Source organism: Sphingomonas endophytica, from assembly GCF_014199415.1.
Lineage (GTDB): Bacteria > Pseudomonadota > Alphaproteobacteria > Sphingomonadales > Sphingomonadaceae > Sphingomonas > Sphingomonas endophytica.
Map to the genome: position 1 here is coordinate 257,792 of NZ_JACIJN010000004.1, position 17,294 is coordinate 275,085.

A 17,294-nucleotide genomic window follows, 5' to 3' on the forward strand; every position below is an offset into this window, starting at 1 on the left:
ACGTGAAGCGGAAGATGTTTCCGTCTAGAACAGCCCGTCGTCATCCTCGTCGAACGCCGGCGCCGCGCTCGCGGGCTGTTCCATGCCCGGCAGCAGGAATTGCGCGTGGATCGCGCGTTCCGAGGCCATCGTGTAGAGCCCGGCCGCCCATGGCAGCAACCGGTGCAGCGCGTTCTCGTCGGCCGGGGTCAGCGCGGTTTCGATCGCCTGCCGGTTGAGCACCACCGCGCCGACGTCGAGCCGATCGGCGAACACCTGTTCGTGCTGCAACGCGCCGACGTCCTCCTGCAGCGTGGCGATGATCCGCCGCGCCTCGTCGCCGCCGTTCGCCATCGCATGGTCGGAGGTCTCGCAGGCGCTGCGCACCACCGCCAGCGCATCGTCGAGCGCGCCGGTCGAGCCGCCCGCGCCGTCGCTGCCGCCTGGATGCAAGTCGAGCAGGCCGAGCGACTGCACCACCCGCTCGATATCGCTGCTCAGCCGCGTCAGCCGCGTCGCGCACGGGTTCACCTCGGTCGCGATCACCGCCACCGCACGCCCGATGATCCCGTGGCGACGGCACAGCAAGCGGGTGTTGGTCGAGATGTCCTGCACGTCCATTGCGATGCGCTGGATTCGCCCCAGCCCGCGGGTGAGATCGGCGATCGTGTTGGCGACGAACGCGGTCAGCCCCTCCAGCTGGCGATCGGCCTCGCTCAGCCGCCCGGTGACATGGCCGAGCCGCGCGATCCCGCTCTGCAGCTTGTTGAGCGCCTCGCTCTCCTCGCCCTGAGCCTGCGCGGCGATGATCTTCATCAGCCCGCCGGCCAGCGGGCCGAGCTGCGCGAGCGAGCCGACCAGCGCGCTCATCTCGCGCCGGAAGTCGTCCGCAATTCCCGCCATCTGCGCCGCGACCAGCCGCGAGAGATGCGCGCTGGCGCCCGGCGCGTCATGTTCCGCATGCGCCGCACGCAGGATCGCCACGCAATGTTCGACCCGCTGGCGCACGCTGTCGCCGACCTGGATCGCGCCGAGAATGCGCGCGACCTCGGCTTGCACCTGCTGCATGATCGCGCGCACGTCGCGCGCCATCCGCGCGGTCGCCTCGAGGTGGCGTTCGAGCACATCGGCGTCGCCGGACAGTTCGGCAGGCACGGTCGCGGGCACCTTGCGGCATTCGTCGGCGAGCAGGTCGTCCGCCTCCTTCACGTCGCGCACAACCGTGCCGAAGCTGGCGAGTTCCTGCTCGAACTGCTTCAGCTCGCGCCGCCCGCTGTCGAGCTTGCCCTCCATCCCGGTCGCGAATTGCACGAAGGACATTTCGCCCGACGAGGCGATCTTGATGTTCATGCCGTAGATGCTGAGCGTCCGCAGCAGCTCGGCGACGTCCGACAACAGCTCGCGCAGCTCGCGGGTGCGCAGCGTCAGCGCGCCGATCTGCCCGGCGCGTTGCCGACGCTGTTCGGGAATGGTGCCGAGCCGGTGCGCGGCCTGCCGCAGCTTGTCGACCGCCGCGCCCGCCACTTCGGGCGACAGCGCGCGCTGGACCTCGTCGAGCCCGGTCGCCATCCGGTCGACGGTGTCGATCGTCGAGGCGAGCGTCTCGCCGACCGCGCGGAAGCGCGTTTCAAGATCGCCGATCAACAGGTCGAGATCGTCGGCCAATCCGCCGAGCGGCAACGCGGTGGCGGTCGCCGGATCGATGGTGCTCAACAGCATGTCCACTCCTTTCCCTTAACGCGCGGTCGCGGTCAGCAGCTCGCGCGCGATGCGCCCCAGCGGGACGATCCGGTCCGCCGCGCCGCGCGCGATCGCTTCCTTCGGCATCCCGAACACGATCGACGTCTCCTCATCCTGCGCGAAGGTGCGCGCGCCGGCGGTCTTCATCTCCAGCAAGCCGCGCGCCCCGTCGTCGCCCATCCCGGTCATGATGATGCCGACCGCATTCGACCCGGCGTTGCGCGCGGCCGAGCGGAACAGCACGTCGACCGACGGGCGATGCCGCGATACCAGCGGCCCTTCCTTCACGGCCACGACATAGCGTGCGCCCTGCCGCTCCAGCATCGTATGGCGCAGTCCGCCCGGCGCGATCAGCGCACGGCCGCGCATCACCGTGTCGCCGTCCTCGGCCTCCTTGACGTCGATCTGGCACAGCCCGTCGAGCCGCCGCGCGAAGGCGCGCGTGAAGCTTTCCGGCATGTGCTGGACGATCACGATGCCCGGCGAGTTGGCGGGCAGCGCCTCCAGCACCTCGCGCAACGCCTCGGTCCCGCCGGTCGACGCGCCGATGCACACCACCATCTCGGTGGTCTTGCTCATCGCGCGCCCGGTCGGCGGCGGCAGCACCGCGTCGGCGGACAATTTCTGCTGCGGCGCGCGCACCGTCGCCGAACGGCGCGCGCCAAGCCGCGCGCGCGCCGCGCCCCTGACGGTCTCGCGGATCAACAGGTGCGATTCGGCGAGATGATCGGCGACCCCGACGCGCGGCTTGAGGATCACGTCGACCGCGCCCGCCTCCAGCGCCTGCAACAGCGTCTCCGACCCTTCCTCGACCAGCGACGAGCACATCACCACCGGCACCGGGCATTGCGCCATCAGCCGCCGCAGGAAGGTGATGCCGTCCATGCGCGGCATCTCGACGTCGAGCGTGATGACGTCGGGCACCTCGGCCTGCATGTAGCGCGCGGCGGCGAACGGATCAGCGGCGGCGGCGATCACCTCGATCTGCGGATCGGCGGAAAGGATCGCGGTCATCGCCTGACGCACGCTGGCGCTGTCGTCGATGATCAGGACGCGGGTCTTCTTCATGGCCGCTCAGATCTTCTTGAACACGGTGTTGGCCACCACGGTGAGAGGAAGGGTAAAGCCCGCGACCGACTCGGAATGGCCGAGGAACAGCAGCCCGCCCGGCCGCAGACACGCCGCCAGCCGTCGCACGACCTGCTCCTGGGTCGGCTTGTCGAAATAGATCAGGACGTTGCGACAGAAGATCATGTCCATCGGCGCCCCGACCGGATATTGATCGTCCATCAGGTTGAGCTGGGCGAAGCCGATCGCACCGCGCAATTCGGGCACGATCCGCACCTCCTCGCGCTCACGGTCGCGCGGGCGCAGCACGTAGCGCTGGCGCAGCGCGGCGGGCACCGGCTCGACCATCGCCGCCGGGTAGACGCCGCGCCGCGCCGCCGCCAGCACCTCGGTATCGAGGTCGGTGGCGAGGATACCGTAATCCGGGCCGCGCCGGTCACGCGCGAAGGCGTCGAGCACCATCGCGATCGTGTAGGGCTCGGCCCCGGTCGAGCAGGCCGCGCTCCACACCCGCAGCCGCCGCACGCCCTCCGCCTGCATCTCGGGCAGCGCGACCTGTTGCAGATAGTCGAAGTGCTTGGGTTCGCGGAAGAAGTCGGTCTTGTTGGTGGTGACCGCGTTCAGGAGGTGCTGCCGCTCGGCATCGAGATTGCCGGGCTCGAACAGCCACCCGCAATAATCGTCGAGCGAGGCGTGCTGCGTCGCGCGCACGCGCCGCCGCAGCCGCCCCTCGATCATCGTCAGCTTGGCGGGCGGCAGGCGGATGCCCGCCTGCGCATAGATGTAGCGCGCGATCCGGTCGAAGTCGCGCCGCGACAGCGCGTCCTCGGCCGTCGCGGACCATGCCGGCGCGCTCATGCCCCGCCCCCGACGCGCATCATGCCGCAAGCGTGCCGGGCGCCACGTCGCCGCCGAACAGGTCGGCATCGTCGTTCGCGAAAATCCGTGTGAGGTCGAGCAGGGCGACGAAGCCGTCCTCGCGGCGCAGGATCGCCTCGACATGCCCGGAGCGCCAGCGTCCGCCGAGATCGGGTGACGGCTCGACCGCATCGGCGCCGAAGCGGCTGACGTCGAGCACGCGGTCGACCACCAGCCCGAGCACCAGCGGTGCGGCATCGGCGACCGGCGTCTCCACCACCAGCACGCGCGTCGCGAGCGTCGTCTCCGCCGCGCCCAGTCCGAGCCGCACGCGAAGGTCGATCATCGGCACCGAAGTGCCGCGCACGTCGGTGAGGCCGAGCAGCCACGCCGGGGCGTCGGGCATCCGGAACGCCGGGCGATGGTCGAGGATTTCGCGCACGTCGGTGACCGGAAGCGCGAACCGCTCCTCGCCGAGACCGAAGACGACGACCTGAAGTTCCTGTCCGATAATGCTCATGCTGCACGTCCAAATTCGGCGTCTTCGCCGTCCGGGCCACCATTGGCGAGATCGAGCGCAAAGCCGCGGACGCGGGCCTGTTGCTCGGCGACCGAGGCAGTGCGCCGGCCCTTCGACGCCGCCGGCGCCACGCTGCGCACCGCCGCGCGCGCCGCCTGACGCGCGGGCTTCTTGCCGTCGTCGACGCGGAAGAAGGCGATGCTTTCCTGCAATTCGTCGGCCTGGCTGGCGAGCTCCTCGGAGGTCGAGGAAATCTGCTCGGACGCCGAGGCGTTCTGTTGCGTGACCTTGTCGAGCTGCTGGATCGCCTCGTTGATCTGCGTCGCGCCGATGTCCTGTTCGCGGCACGCGGCGCTGATCTCGGCGACCAGCTCGGCGGTGCGGCGGATGTCGGGAACCAGCTTGACCAGCATGTCGCCGGCCTGCGCCGCCGCCGTCACCGTCTCGGACGACATGCCGCTGATCTCGCCCGCCGCGGTCTGGCTGCGCTCGGCGAGCTTGCGGACCTCGGCGGCGACCACCGCGAAGCCGCGGCCATGCTCGCCGGCCCGCGCCGCCTCGACCGCGGCGTTGAGCGCGAGCAAATCGGTCTGGCGTGCGATCTCCTGCACGATCCCGATCTTCTCGGCGATCGTGCGCATCGCGGTGACGGCTTTCTCGACCGCCTGTCCGCTCAATTCCGCATCCTGCGAGGATTGGCGCGCGATCTTCTCGGTCTGCGCGGCATTGTCGGCGTTCTGTTTGATGTTGGCGGCCATCTGCTCCATCGACGCCGAGGCTTCCTCGGCCGCCGCCGCCTGTTCGGTCGCGCCCTGGCTCACCTGTTCCGACGACGACGACAGTTGCTGGCTGCCGGCCGCGACATTCTGCGCCGCCAGCGTGGTCTGGCCGATCGTCTCGCGCAGCCGCACCGTCATGCGATTGACCGTATCGACAAGATCCTTGATCTCGTCGTCGCTGCGCACCGCGACCTCCACCGCCAGATCGCCGTCGGCAACCGCGGACACCGCGCTGCTCACGGTCTGCAACCCCTTCGACACCAGCCGCGCGATCCACACCGCGCCGCCGATCGCGATCAGCAGCGCGATGATCGCGGTGGTCAGCAAGGTGGTGCGCGCATCGGCATAGAGGACATCGGATTCGGCATTGGCCTTGGCGAGCTGCGCCTGGGTGATCGTCGTCAGTTGCGCCAGCGTTTCGCCCAGCCGCGTGGCGAGCGTGCGTCCCTCATTCATCGACAGCGCGGCGGCCTCCTCGTTGCGGCCGGCCAGCGCGAGCTGGCGCGCGCGTTCGCTGACCGTGCGATAGGCGGCCCATTCGTCGAGGCTCTTCTTCCAGACCGGACGACCCTGCTCGGTCGCGATCTTCTGACCGCTCTCGAGGCTGTCGCGGATCTTGCGGTCATATTCGAGAAACTTGGCGTCGTAATCGCGCTTCAGCGCGATGTCGCCGGTCAGGATCATGTTCTTTTCGTTGCGGATCGCGCGCCCGATGTCGCCGTCGGCGGTCAGCGAAAGCTGGATACGCTGCGCCGGACCACCGACGATCTCGGAAATCATGTCGTTCAAGACGCCGACCTTCGACACGCCAACTCCGACGACGAGGCAAAGCAATAGAAGAACGACCGTGAAGGTCCCGGCAAGTTTCAGCTTTATCGTGGCGCGCATCAGCAAATCCCTTCTTTTGCGCATCGCGGTGCGCTCAACGCGGCCGCCGCAGCGGTTTACTGACTTCGACTAACCGAACAGGAATGAAGGAACGGTTCAGACGCCGGTGCCGATGTCGGGGCGCGCGCGGAACATGGCGCGCCCCGGGCGGTACGGACGTGCCGCCCCGCCATGCCCATCAGGCCGCGCGACCGAAATCGACGTCCTCGCCATCGGGGCCACCGCTGGCGAGATCGAGCGCGAAGCCACGCGCGCGCGCCTGCTGGTCGGCGACGGAGTTGCCGCGTACGACCGGCTTCGGCTTGCGCGCGGGTGCCGGCACCGCGCTGCGCGCCGCCGGCCGGGCGGGCTTGCGCTGATCATCGACGCGGAAAAAGGCGATGCTCTCCTGCAATTCGTCGGCCTGACCAGCAAGCTCCTGAGAGGTCGAGGAAATCTGCTCGGACGCCGCGGCATTCTGTTGCGTGACCTTGTCGAGCTGCTGGATCGCCTCGTTGATCTGCGTCGCGCCGATGTCCTGTTCGCGGCACGCGGCGCTGATCTCGGCGACCAGCTCGGCGGTGCGGCGGATGTCGGGGACCAGCTTGACCAGCATCTCGCCGGCCTGCGCCGCTGCCGTCACCGTCTCGGACGACATGCCGCTGATCTCGCCCGCCGCGGTCTGGCTGCGCTCGGCGAGCTTGCGGACCTCGGCCGCGACCACCGCGAAGCCGCGGCCATGCTCGCCGGCACGCGCGGCCTCGACCGCGGCGTTGAGCGCGAGCAGATCGGTCTGGCGTGCGATCTCCTGCACGATCCCGATCTTCTCGGCGATCGTCCGCATCGCGCCGACCGCCTTGTCGACCGCTTGTCCGCTCAGCTCGGCATCCTGCGAGGACTGGCGTGCGATCTTCTCGGTCTGGGTGGCATTGTCGGCATTCTGTTTGATGTTCGCCGCCATCTGCTCCATCGACGCCGACGCCTCCTCGGCCGCCGCCGCCTGTTCGGTCGCGCCCTGGCTCACCTGCTCCGACGACGACGACAGTTGCTGGCTGCCGGCCGCGACATTCTGCGCCGCAGCGGTGGCGTCGCCGACGACCCCGCGCAGGCGCTGGACCATCGTCACCAGCGCATGGCCCAGCTTGTCCTTGTCCGACAGCGGCTGGTGATCGACCGTCAGGTCGCCGCCCGCGATGTCCTCCGCCGTGCGCGCGATCGCCTCGATATTGGTACGCAGCCCGTCGAGGTCGGCATTCAGCTGATCGCTCAGCCCGCCGTAACGCTGGGTGGTCGTGACGGTCGTATCGCCGCGCGACAAGGCCGCCAGCACGCCGGAGATGTCGCCGAACGCGCCTTCGACCGCCGCGACGCTGCCCTGCATCCGTCCGATCTCGTCCTTGCGTTCGGTGGCGAGCGGCGCGGCGAGCCGCGCCAGCGCCTGCGTCACCGTGCCGATCGGCCGGCTGATCCCGCGCGTCATCACCAGCCCGATCAGCACCGCGACGACGACGCTGGCGGCCATCCCGCTCCAGATCGCGAGCGTGATCGTTGCGAACGCCGCCGCCTGTGCCGCCTGCCGCTGCGTCATCAGCGCATTCTCGGTCGCGACGATCTCGCCGACCTTGCCGCGCAGCTGGTCCATCGCCGCCTTGCCGGCGCCGCTGCCCTCCAGTGCGCGCGCCTGCTCGCGCTGTTCGGGGTGCGACATCAGGCGGATCGCGCGCTCCGCCACCTCGTCATGCCAGTTCTGCGCGAGCCGCTTGACGTCGTCGAGCCGGGCCTGCTGGACCGGATTGTCGCTGGTCAGCGCCTTGGCCTGCGACCATGTGTCGGCAAACTCGGTCCAGCCCTGCCGATAGGGGGTCAGGAACTGCTCGTTGCCCGACACCAGATAGCCGCGATAGCCGGTCTCCTGATTGACCATGCTCGTCACGATCTCGTTGGCGGTGGCGATGACCTTGTAGGTGTGTTCGTTGATCTGCGTGGTCTGGCGGACCTGCCCGGCGTTGGACAGGATGACGCCATCCACCGCCACGGTGATGGCGATGATGATCCCCAGACAGACCATCAGCTTGCGCGAGATGGTCAGGTTGTTGAAGAAACTCATGATTATGGCTCCTGTCGCCGGGCGGCGGCCTGGGTGACGTGACGGTCGGGGGTCAGGCTGCGCGACCGAAGTCCGCGTCCTCGCCGTCCGGGCCGCCGGTGTTCAGATCGAGGGCGAAGCCGCGGACACGCGCCTGCTGGTCGGCGACCGAGCTGCCGCGCGTGACGGGCCGGACCTTCCTCGCAGGCGCCGGAGGCGCGGCGCGCATCGGCGTGCGGGCCGGCTTGCGCTGGTTGTCGACGCGGAAGAAGGCGATGCTCTCCTGCAGTTCCTCGGCCTGGCCGGCGAGCTCCTCGGAGGTCGAGGAAATCTGCTCGGACGCCGAGGCGTTCTGTTGCGTGACCTTGTCGAGCTGCTGGATCGCCTCGTTGATCTGCGTCGCGCCGATGTCCTGTTCGCGGCACGCGGCGCTGATCTCGGCGACCAGCTCGGCGGTGCGGCGGATGTCGGGGACCAACTTGACCAGCATCTCGCCGGCCTGCGCCGCCGCCGTCACCGTCTCGGACGACATGCCGCTGATCTCGCCAGCGGCGGTCTGGCTGCGCTCGGCGAGCTTGCGGACCTCGGCGGCGACCACCGCGAAGCCGCGGCCATGCTCGCCGGCACGCGCGGCCTCGACCGCGGCGTTGAGCGCGAGCAGGTCGGTCTGGCGTGCGATCTCCTGCACGATCCCGATCTTCTCGGCGATCGTCCGCATCGCGGTGACGGCTTTCTCGACCGCCTGCCCGCTCAATTCCGCATCCTGCGAGGATTGACGTGCGATCTTCTCGGTCTGGGTGGCATTGTCGGCATTCTGTTTGATGTTCGCCGCCATCTGCTCCATCGACGCCGACGCCTCCTCGGCGGCGGCGGCCTGTTCGGTCGCGCCCTGGCTCACCTGTTCCGACGACGACGACAGTTGCTGGCTGCCGGCCGCGACATTCTGCGCCGCAACCGTCGAATCCCCGACGACCCCGCGCAGCCGGTCGACCATCGTCACCAGCGCGTGGCCCAGCTTGTCCTTGTCCGACAGCGGCTGGTGATCGACCGTCAGGTCGCCGCCCGCGATCGCATCGGCCAGCGCCGCGCTCTTGCGCAGGTTGGCGGTCATGCGGTTGACGGTGTCGACCAGATCCTTGATCTCGTCGTTGCTGGTGACGGTAATATCCTGATCGAGGTCGCCGACCGCCACGGCCTCCACCGCGACACCGATCCGCTTCAACCCACGCGATACGACCAGCGAGATCCAGACCGCGCCGACGATCGCGAGCAGCAACGCGATCGTGCCCGCGGTGACCATCATCGTGCGGCTTTCGGCGTAGAGGTCGTTGGTCGACTCATCGGCCTGCTTCATCATCGACCGCTGCAGATCGCTGAGCTTGCTGATATCCGACATGAACCGCGTCATGATCGGCGCCTGCGCCTCGTTGGACAGCTTGGCGGCTTCGTCGTTGCGATTGGCGTATCCGAGGTCACGCACGCGATCGAAGACCGGCTTCAGCTCCGCCCAGTCGCGGCGAAGCGTCTCCCACATCGGGCGGCCCTGTTCGGTCGCCATCGCGCTTCCCTGCGCGATCAGCCGATCCATATCCGCCTCGCCGGCAAGGACCTTGTCGTAATAGCCTTTCATCGTGGCCATGTCGGTGTTGAGCGCGAGCGACTGCTGGTCGGCCAGCATCTGGCTCTGCACCGTATCGATCGACTGCGCGATCGACAGCCGGCGCACCGGGCCTGCGATCACATTGCTGATCGCATCGTTGAGCGTGCTCATCCGCGTGACCCCGATCCCGACCACGATCGCGAGTATCAGCACAAGGACGGCAAAGGTCGCTCCCAGTTTCATTTTTATCGTGGCGCGCATGTCAGTCTCCAGGGCATCGTTGGCACACGCATCACCCCGCCCTCTCCCGGGACATGCGCGCGAAGGGTTCGGACCTTTCCCGCACGGGCGAAAGGACCGGTCACAAGTTACTCGGCCGCATCACGCCGGCCGGAATGGCGAGGCACGCAAAGCGCCTCGCCGCACACGTCAGGCCGCCCGGCCGAAATCCTCGTCCTCGTCGTCGGGGCCGCCGGTGGTCAGGTCGAGCGCGAAGCCGCGCGCGCGCGCCTGCTGGTCGGCGACGGTCGCGCCGCTGCGCTGCGGTGGCCGTACCTTTTTCATCGGCCTGGCGACGGTGCGCACCGGCTTGCGGACGCCCGGAACCGCGCGCGGCTGCTCCGTGCGGAAGAAGGCGATGTTCGCCTCCAGCTCCTCGGCCTGCCCCGCCAGCTCCTCGGACGTCGACGAAATCTGCGACGAGGCCGAGGCGTTGAGCTGCGTGACCTTGTCGAGCTGCTGGATCGCCTCGTTGATCTGGCTGGCGCCGATGTCCTGCTCGCGGCACGCGGCGCTGATCTCGGCGACCAGCTCGGCTGTGCGGCGGATGTCGGGAACCAGCTTCGTCAGCATGTCGCCGGCCTGCGCCGCCGCCGTTACCGTCTCCGACGACATGCCGCTGATCTCGCCGGCGGCGGTCTGGCTGCGCTCGGCGAGCTTGCGGACCTCGGCGGCGACCACCGCGAAGCCGCGGCCGTGCTCGCCGGCCCGCGCCGCCTCGACCGCCGCATTCAGCGCGAGCAAATCGGTCTGGCGCGCGATCTCCTGCACGATCCCGATCTTCTCGGCGATCGTGCGCATCGCGGTGACGGCTTTCTCGACCGCCTGTCCGCTCAATTCCGCATCCTGCGAGGATTGACGCGCGATCTTCTCGGTCTGCGCGGCGTTGTCGGCATTCTGTTTGATGTTGGCGGCCATCTGCTCCATCGACGCCGAGGCTTCCTCGGCCGCCGCCGCCTGCTCGGTCGCGCCTTCGCTGACCTGCTCGGCGGTGCTCGACAATTGCTGGCTGCCCGCCGCGACCTGCGCCGAGGCGGCGCTGACCTCGCCGGCGAATTTTGACAGGTTATCGACCAGCGTGTTGATGGCCGCCTTCATCCGCTCGTGATCGCCCTCGCATGCGATCTCGACGCGCTGGGTGAGGTCGCCGCTGCTGACCAGCGACAGCACGCGATTGCCCTCGCCAATCGGCAGCAGGATCGCGTCGAGCATCCCGTTGATCCCGCCGACCAATTTGCCGAAGTCGCCCGGGAAGCGCGCCACGTCGCCGCGCTCGCTGAGCTGCCCGGCGGTCGAGGCGGCGATCAGGCGGCGGATCTCGCCGATGATCTCGCGCAGATTGCCGCGCAATTCCTCGATCGTGTCGTTGATGAACGCCTTCTTGCCCGGAAAGCGGTCGAGCGGGGCATCGAAATTGCCCTCCCCGAAATGCTTGATGCACGCCATCGCCTGCTTCTTGACCGCGATATGGCCGCCGACCATCGTGTTGATGCCCTGCGCCATGACCGCGAAGTCGCCCTTGAACCTGGCGACCGGCACGAACACGTCGATCTCGCCGCGGTCATGCTCCGCTGACATGGTGTTCATCTCCTCGATCAGCCCCTTGAGACTGGTGCGCAGCCCCTCGACCGTCTCGTTGATGAACGCCTTCTTGCCCGGGAAGGTCTCGAGCGGGGTGTCGAACCGGCCCTCGCCGAGCGCCTTGACGCAGGCCAGCGTCTTCTTCTTGACCGAGATATGCGCGCCGACGAGCGCGTTGACCGCCCCCGCCGCCTGCGCCATGTCGCCGCGGAACGCGGTCACCGGGATGACCGCGTCGATGTCGCCGGCGTCATGCTCGGCGGCCACGCGATCGATCGACTCGCGCAGCCGCACCGCCGGGGCCAGCGCCTCGTCGAGCAGATCGTTGACCGCCTCGAGCAGCGCGCGCGCCTCGCCGCTCGCCGCATCAAGCGACGCGCGGCGCGACAGGTCGCCGTCGCCGAGCGCGCGGGTGAGCTGCCTGATCTGGGTCAGAGCATGTTCGGGACGAGCGGTTTTCTTGAACGCAGGGAACAACGACATGGGCGGATCCTCAGGAAGGCTAACGCAGCATCAGTTCACGACCGCGGCGACAGCACGGCCGCGAAAATGGCGGTGAGATCGGGCAGGATGATGAGGTCGTCGCGCCAGCGGACGAGCCGGCGGACGTAATCGCGCTGCCAGCGCATCCCGACCGCGGGCGCCTCTTCGCTGGCACCGGCGTTCAGTGTCGCGACCTCGCGGACATGGTCGGTGCGCAGCCCGATCAGCGTCGGCTCGCCGTCGATCGGCAGCTCGATGACGACGATCCGGCTGTCGGCCGTGGTCTCCCCCGCCTCCATCGCGAAGGCGAGGCGCAGGTCGGCGACCGGCACGATCCGTCCGCGAAAGTTGACGACGTGGCGCACCAGCGCCGGCGCGCCCGGCACCAGCGTCTCGGGCAGCAGGTCGAGGATCTCGCGGACCATCGTCGCCTCGAGCGCGAGCGTCTCGCCGCCGATGTCGAAGGTCAGGACTTCCAGCTCGCCGCGCGCGTTCCAGCTGGTGTCCGTTGCGGCCATCGCGGCCTCGGCGCGTTGCTTAGCTTGCGGCACGGAGCGTCTCCTCCCGGGGTTGCGCCATCGCGACCAGTTGCGCGACATCGAGGATCAGCGCGACATTGCCGTCGCCGAGGATCGTCGCGCCGGAGAAACTGCCGACGCCGCGATGGAAGGCCGACAGCGATTTGATGACGGTCTGATGGTTGCCAATGATCTGGTCGACGACCAGCCCGACGCGCTCGCGTCCGGTGGCGACGACCACGATCTTCTGGTGCGGATCGGGGCGCGTGCCGGTCGAGAACAGGTCGCGCAGCCGCACGAACGGCACCAGCCGGTCGCGCAGCGTGATCAGGCTGCGCCCGCGCGAGCGCAGATCGTCCTCCAGCGACAGTTCGAGACATTCCTCGACCGCCGACAGCGGGATGACGTAGCGGCTCTCGCCGACGCGCACCAGCAACCCCTCGATGATCGCCAGCGTCAGCGGGATGCGCAGCGTGATCGTCGAGCCCTTGCCCGGCTCGCTCGCCACGTTGATCGCGCCGCGCAGGCTCTCGATCGTACGCTTGACGACGTCCATCCCGACGCCGCGCCCGGACAGGTTGGTGACCTGCGCCGCCGTCGAGAAACCGGGGTGGAAGATCAGGCCGAGCAGTTCGTCGTCGGCGATCTGCTGCCCCGGCTCGATCAACCCGTTGGCCTCGCCCTTGGCGCGGACGCGCTCGCGGTCGATCCCGCGGCCGTCGTCGACGATCGTGATGAGCACCTCGCCGCCCGCCTGATGCGCGCTGAGCCGCACCAGCCCGGTCTCCGACTTGCCCGCCGCGATCCGGTCGGCGGGCGACTCGAGCCCGTGGTCGCACGAGTTGCGGATGATGTGGACCAGCGGATCGAACAGTCGCTCGATCACGGTCTTGTCGACCTCGGTGGTCTCGCCCGACGTCTGCAGCTCGATCGCCTTGCCGGTGTCGCGCGCCAGATCGTGGATCAGGCGGCGGAAGCGCCCGAACAGCGACGAGACCGGCACCATGCGCAGCACCATCATCGTGTCGCGCAACTCGCCCGACAGCCGCTCGATATCCTCGGTCACCGAGCGCAGCAGCAGATCGTGGCGGTTGTTCGCGAGCTGCGACAGGCGGCTCTGCGCGATCACCAGCTCGCCGACGCGGTCCATCAGCGCGTCGAGCCGGTCGGCGGGGACGCGGACGTTCTCGACCGCGGGCGACACCGCCGCGGACGCGACGATCGCCGGGGCGGCGACCGGGGCGACCGCCGCGATGGTCGTGGCGGGGGGCGTCTCCGCTACCGGAACGACTCCGGCCGGCGCCGCGTCGTCGAGCGGTGCGATCTCCAGCGTCATGTCGTCCATGACGAAGATGAAGACATCCTCGATCGCCTCGCGGGTGATGTCGCCGCGCAGCGTCACGTCCCAGCCGAGATGACATTCGTTGGGAACCAGCGCGCCGAGCGGGGGCAGCGTATCGGTGCGCACCCGCACTTCCGCCTCGCCGAGCTCGCGCAACTCGTCGAGCAGCATCAGCGGGTTGGTCCCGTTGGCCATCGCATCCGCCGGCAGGCGGAAGAACAGCCGCACGCCCTGCTGCGCGCCCGCCGGTGCGGCGTCCGCGGGCGCGCCGCCGCCGCGCGCCGCCTCGACCGCTGCCGCCAGCCGCGCGAGGATCGCATCACCCTCGGCCTGCCGCGCGGCGCCGTCGACCAGCGCCGCCATATGGTCGCGTGCGGACAGGATCACCGACACCAGCTCGGCGGTTGCGGGCACCTCGCCCTTGCGGACGCGATCGAACGCGCTCTCACAATGGTGCGTGAACGCCGCCAGCGCGTCGAAGCCGAACATCGCGCCAGAGCCTTTGAGCGTGTGCAGCCCGCGGAACACCGCATTGACCAGCGCCATGTCGCCGAGCCGGTGCCCGAGATCGAGCAGGCCCTGTTCGACCTGGTCGAGCAATTCGCCCGCCTCCACCCGGAAGGTGGCTGTCGGGTCCTCGGTCACTTGCCGAGCACCTTCTGCGCGACACGGATCAACTGGTCGGGCTGGAACGGCTTGACCAGCCAGCCGGTCGCGCCCGCCGCCTTGGCCTGCGCCTTCATCTCGGCATCGGATTCGGTCGAGAGGAAGATGATCGGCACGCCCGCCTGCGCCGGTTGCTGGCGCAGCGCGCGGATCATCGACAGCCCGTCCATATTGGGCATGTTGAGATCGGTGACGATCAGGTCGAAGCGCGTGCCCGTCGCCTTGGCGAGCCCGTCGGCGCCGTCGACCGCCTCGGTCACGGCGTAACCCGCGCCGGTCAGCGCGATGCGGATCGCCATCCGCAGGCTGGCGCTGTCGTCAACGGTAAGGATCGAAGCGGTCATTGCGCGGAATCTCCGTGAAACCAAAAAGTGGCGTCCTCATCGGACGCGGGGATGAAGCCGGCGCGTGCCAGCAGCGCACGGAACGGTGCGCCGACCGGCGCCGCCAGCGCGAAATCGCGGCCCTCGTCGCACGCGGCGCGGCGCGCCGACTCGACCAGTTGCACCACGCTCAGATCGGGCGCGGCCACCGCCGACAGGTCGAGGCGGACCGCATCGCCGGCCGCGAAGGCCTGCGACAGATCGTCGGCCAGCGACCTGATCGACGGCAGGCACAGGTCTCCGGCCGCGACCACATGGGTGATCGACATCAACTTGGTGCTCCTTGACTGGACACCGGCCCTTCGCAGGCCGCGGCGCCAAACCCCCGATTACGCTGCGGATCGCGCCGTCTCGCCTGCCGGTCTCGTGATCGACGTGCGGGCCGGGGTCCTCCCCTACGGCCTCCGTGCTACCGGGCAGGAGTAAAATGACGATTAATCCGCCGTTCGGCGTGGCGGAAACCTCTCCAAGTTGATCGACGTGATGTCAGTGACTTGGCGATTGCCCTACTTTGATGGGTGGAGGTGCCCGGTGAGAATTTTTCATTTGAATTGCGGAACCGACTGTCCGGTGGGCGGTGCATTGTTCGACGGGCGCAGTCTTGGCCCGCTCGGCCGGATCGTCTGCCACTGCCTCCTGATCGAAACCGATGCGCACGGGCTGGTCCTCGTCGACACCGGCTATGGCCTGCGCGACGTGGCGCATCCACACCACGGGACCGATCCGCGCATCACGCTGCCATGGCGAATGATGCTCAACATCCGGCTCCATGAGCGCGACACCGCGATCCGCCAGATCAAGGCGCTGGGCTATCGCGCCGAAGACGTCCGCCACATCGTCGCGACGCATCTCGACTTCGACCATGCGGGCGGGCTGGAGGATTTCCCCAACGCCACCGTGCATGTGATGCAGCGCGAATATGACGACGCCACCGGCCCGCGCGCCGGGGTGGTGGCGCGCAACCGCTGGCGGCCGCGCCAGCTCGACGACGTCCAGCGCTGGCAGCGCTATGGCGCGCGCGGCGAGCGCTGGTTCGGGTTCGATGCGGTGCGCGATCTGGAAGGATTGCCGCCCGAGATCCTGATGGTGCCGCTGCCGGGACATACCTGGGGTCACGCCGGCGTGGCGGTGCAGCAGGACGGCGGGCGCTGGCTGCTCCATGCCGGCGACGCCTATTTCTACCGCGGCGAGATGCGGCAGGCGCGGCGGCGCTGCACGCCGGGGCTGCGCGCCTATCAGCGGCTGATGGAGGTCGACGCCACCGCCCGGCTCGACAACCAGCAGCGGCTGCGCGCGCTGTCGATCGACCATCGCGACGCCGTGACCGTCACCTGCACGCACGATCCGGTCGAGCTGGAACGGCTGCAGGCGGGGATGCCGTTGTAGAGGAATACGTCATTGCGAGCGGAGCGAAGCAATCCAGAGCGTCCTGGTCCGGCTCTGGATTGCTTCGCTCCGCTCGCAATGACGAGTATTACTCTCCCTTCAGATCGGCGACGATCGGGAAGTGATCGGATGGGTAGCGCGCGCCATCGTGGGTGGTCAGCACCTTGGCCGCGACCGGGCGAAAGCCCTTGACGAGAATATAGTCGATCCACTTGCCCGCCTCGGGCGTGCCGGTGAAGTCGTGGAACGTACCGCTCGGCGCGTCGGGGGTGCGCGCCAGTTGCGACGCATCGGTCAGGAACGCGGTCAGCCGGCGGACCGCCGCGCTGTCCGGCGTGGTGTTGAGATCGCCGGTCAGCACGATCGGCAGGCCCTTGGCGATCGCCGGCAGCCGCGCCGCGATCAGCGCGGCGGAGCGGTTGCGCGCTTCCTCGTCCTCGGCGCCGCGGTGCGGGAAGTGCGTGTCGGCCATCAGGAAGCGGCGCTTGGTCGCGCCGGTCGTCTCGAACACGCCCCAGGTCACCATCCGCGGCAGGTTCGCGCCCCAGCTGATCTTGCCCGGCGTCTCCGGCGTTTCGGACAGCCAGAAGTCGCCGCTGCGGATCAGTTTGAGCCGGTCGGTGCGGTAGAAGACGCCCATATGCTCGCCCTTGTGCCCGCCGTCACGGTCGCGCCCGAACCAGCGATAGCCCGGCAGCGCGCGGACGATGTCGTCGCCCTGCGTCTGCAACAGCTCCTGCGTGCCGATCACGTCGGGGTTGGCCTCGCGCACCGTCTGCATGAACAGGTCACGCCGCGCCGGCCAGACGTTGGGGCCGTCGCAGTCGCACGCAAAGCGGACGTTGAACGTCATGACGCGCACGTCCTGGGCCTGCGCGCCGCCTGCGGTCACCAGCGCCGCCGCTGCGGCGGCCACCATCATCAAACGCTTCATCTGCAACCCTTTTCTTGTCAGCACCCAAGGCTAGCCAAAAGCGATCGTCATGGCGAGCGGAGCGAAGCGCTCCAGTGCCGGAACCCATGACGGCCCGACTTCCTTCGCCATGCTCTCCCTGCCGGTCGACGCCGAGAAGCTGCATTTTCCCCGACGCAACCAATTCCACGCCCCGCTGCCGCGCGTTTCCGCGCAAGGGATGACAGACGCATGACGACCGGACAC

The 17,294-nt window shown here is 68.9% G+C and carries 15 protein-coding genes; 2 read left to right on the forward strand and 13 right to left on the reverse strand.

Features of this window, described 5'->3' with window-relative positions:
• Positions 1 to 24: 24 nt before the first annotated feature.
• The 12 genes from FHS97_RS08240 to FHS97_RS08295 all read right to left on the reverse strand — a co-directional run bounded on the left by FHS97_RS08240 (position 25) and on the right by FHS97_RS08295 (position 15,018).
• Entirely contained in the window at positions 25 to 1,698 is a 1,674-nt protein-coding gene (locus tag FHS97_RS08240) for a hypothetical protein (RefSeq protein ID WP_184035653.1), read from the reverse strand.
• A gap of 15 nt (positions 1,699 to 1,713) precedes the next feature.
• Entirely contained in the window at positions 1,714 to 2,787 is a 1,074-nt protein-coding gene (locus FHS97_RS08245; RefSeq protein ID WP_184035655.1) for a protein-glutamate methylesterase/protein-glutamine glutaminase, read from the reverse strand.
• A 6-nt stretch (positions 2,788 to 2,793) separates the two neighbouring features.
• A complete protein-coding gene (locus tag FHS97_RS08250; RefSeq protein ID WP_184035657.1) occupies positions 2,794 to 3,645 on the reverse strand; it encodes a CheR family methyltransferase in 852 nt (283 codons plus the stop codon).
• 19 nt (positions 3,646 to 3,664) lie between these two features.
• A complete protein-coding gene (locus tag FHS97_RS08255) occupies positions 3,665 to 4,165 on the reverse strand; it encodes a chemotaxis protein CheW (protein ID WP_184035659.1) in 501 nt (166 codons plus the stop codon).
• On the reverse strand, positions 4,162 to 5,832 hold the full coding sequence (locus FHS97_RS08260; protein WP_184035661.1) for a methyl-accepting chemotaxis protein: 1,671 nt from the start codon (positions 5,830 to 5,832) through the stop codon (positions 4,162 to 4,164). The genes FHS97_RS08255 and FHS97_RS08260 overlap by 4 nt, the downstream gene beginning before the upstream one ends.
• 178 nt (positions 5,833 to 6,010) lie before the next feature.
• On the reverse strand, positions 6,011 to 7,918 hold the full coding sequence (locus tag FHS97_RS08265; RefSeq protein ID WP_184035663.1) for a methyl-accepting chemotaxis protein: 1,908 nt from the start codon (positions 7,916 to 7,918) through the stop codon (positions 6,011 to 6,013).
• Between the two features lie 52 nt (positions 7,919 to 7,970).
• Positions 7,971 to 9,758, reverse strand: coding sequence for a methyl-accepting chemotaxis protein (locus tag FHS97_RS08270; RefSeq protein WP_184035665.1), 1,788 nt, complete (start codon positions 9,756 to 9,758; stop codon positions 7,971 to 7,973).
• 168 nt (positions 9,759 to 9,926) lie between these two features.
• Complete coding sequence (locus FHS97_RS08275) at positions 9,927 to 11,840, reverse strand: methyl-accepting chemotaxis protein (protein ID WP_184035666.1); 1,914 nt, start codon at positions 11,838 to 11,840, stop codon at positions 9,927 to 9,929.
• Positions 11,841 to 11,875: 35 nt separating this feature from the next.
• Positions 11,876 to 12,358 (reverse strand): chemotaxis protein CheW, encoded by a 483-nt coding sequence (locus FHS97_RS08280; RefSeq protein ID WP_184035793.1) that lies wholly within the window; start codon positions 12,356 to 12,358, stop codon positions 11,876 to 11,878.
• Positions 12,359 to 12,377: 19 nt separating this feature from the next.
• Entirely contained in the window at positions 12,378 to 14,345 is a 1,968-nt protein-coding gene (locus tag FHS97_RS08285) for a chemotaxis protein CheW (protein ID WP_184035668.1), read from the reverse strand.
• Positions 14,342 to 14,710 (reverse strand): response regulator, encoded by a 369-nt coding sequence (locus tag FHS97_RS08290; RefSeq protein WP_184035670.1) that lies wholly within the window; start codon positions 14,708 to 14,710, stop codon positions 14,342 to 14,344. The genes FHS97_RS08285 and FHS97_RS08290 overlap by 4 nt, the downstream gene beginning before the upstream one ends.
• Positions 14,707 to 15,018: an STAS domain-containing protein gene (locus FHS97_RS08295; protein ID WP_184035672.1), complete on the reverse strand. Its 312-nt coding sequence runs from the start codon at positions 15,016 to 15,018 to the stop codon at positions 14,707 to 14,709. Before FHS97_RS08295 ends, FHS97_RS08290 begins: the two co-directional genes overlap by 4 nt.
• 262 nt (positions 15,019 to 15,280) lie before the next feature.
• Here FHS97_RS08295 and FHS97_RS08300 point away from each other — a divergent pair, with 262 nt between their 5' ends.
• The gene (locus tag FHS97_RS08300; protein WP_184035674.1) at positions 15,281 to 16,135 is read left to right on the forward strand and encodes an MBL fold metallo-hydrolase; all 855 of its coding nucleotides are present in this window, start codon (positions 15,281 to 15,283) and stop codon (positions 16,133 to 16,135) included.
• Positions 16,136 to 16,223: 88 nt separating this feature from the next.
• Here the strand turns inward: FHS97_RS08300 and FHS97_RS08305 are convergent, their stop codons facing one another.
• A complete protein-coding gene (locus FHS97_RS08305; RefSeq protein WP_184035677.1) occupies positions 16,224 to 17,069 on the reverse strand; it encodes an endonuclease/exonuclease/phosphatase family protein in 846 nt (281 codons plus the stop codon).
• Positions 17,070 to 17,118: 49 nt separating this feature from the next.
• On the opposite strand from FHS97_RS08305, the gene FHS97_RS08310 reads away from it, so the two are divergent.
• Positions 17,119 to 17,283 carry a hypothetical protein gene (locus FHS97_RS08310; RefSeq protein WP_184035679.1) on the forward strand — a complete coding sequence of 55 codons (165 nt, stop codon included), beginning with the start codon at positions 17,119 to 17,121 and terminating at the stop codon, positions 17,281 to 17,283.
• Positions 17,284 to 17,294: the final 11 nt, after the last annotated feature.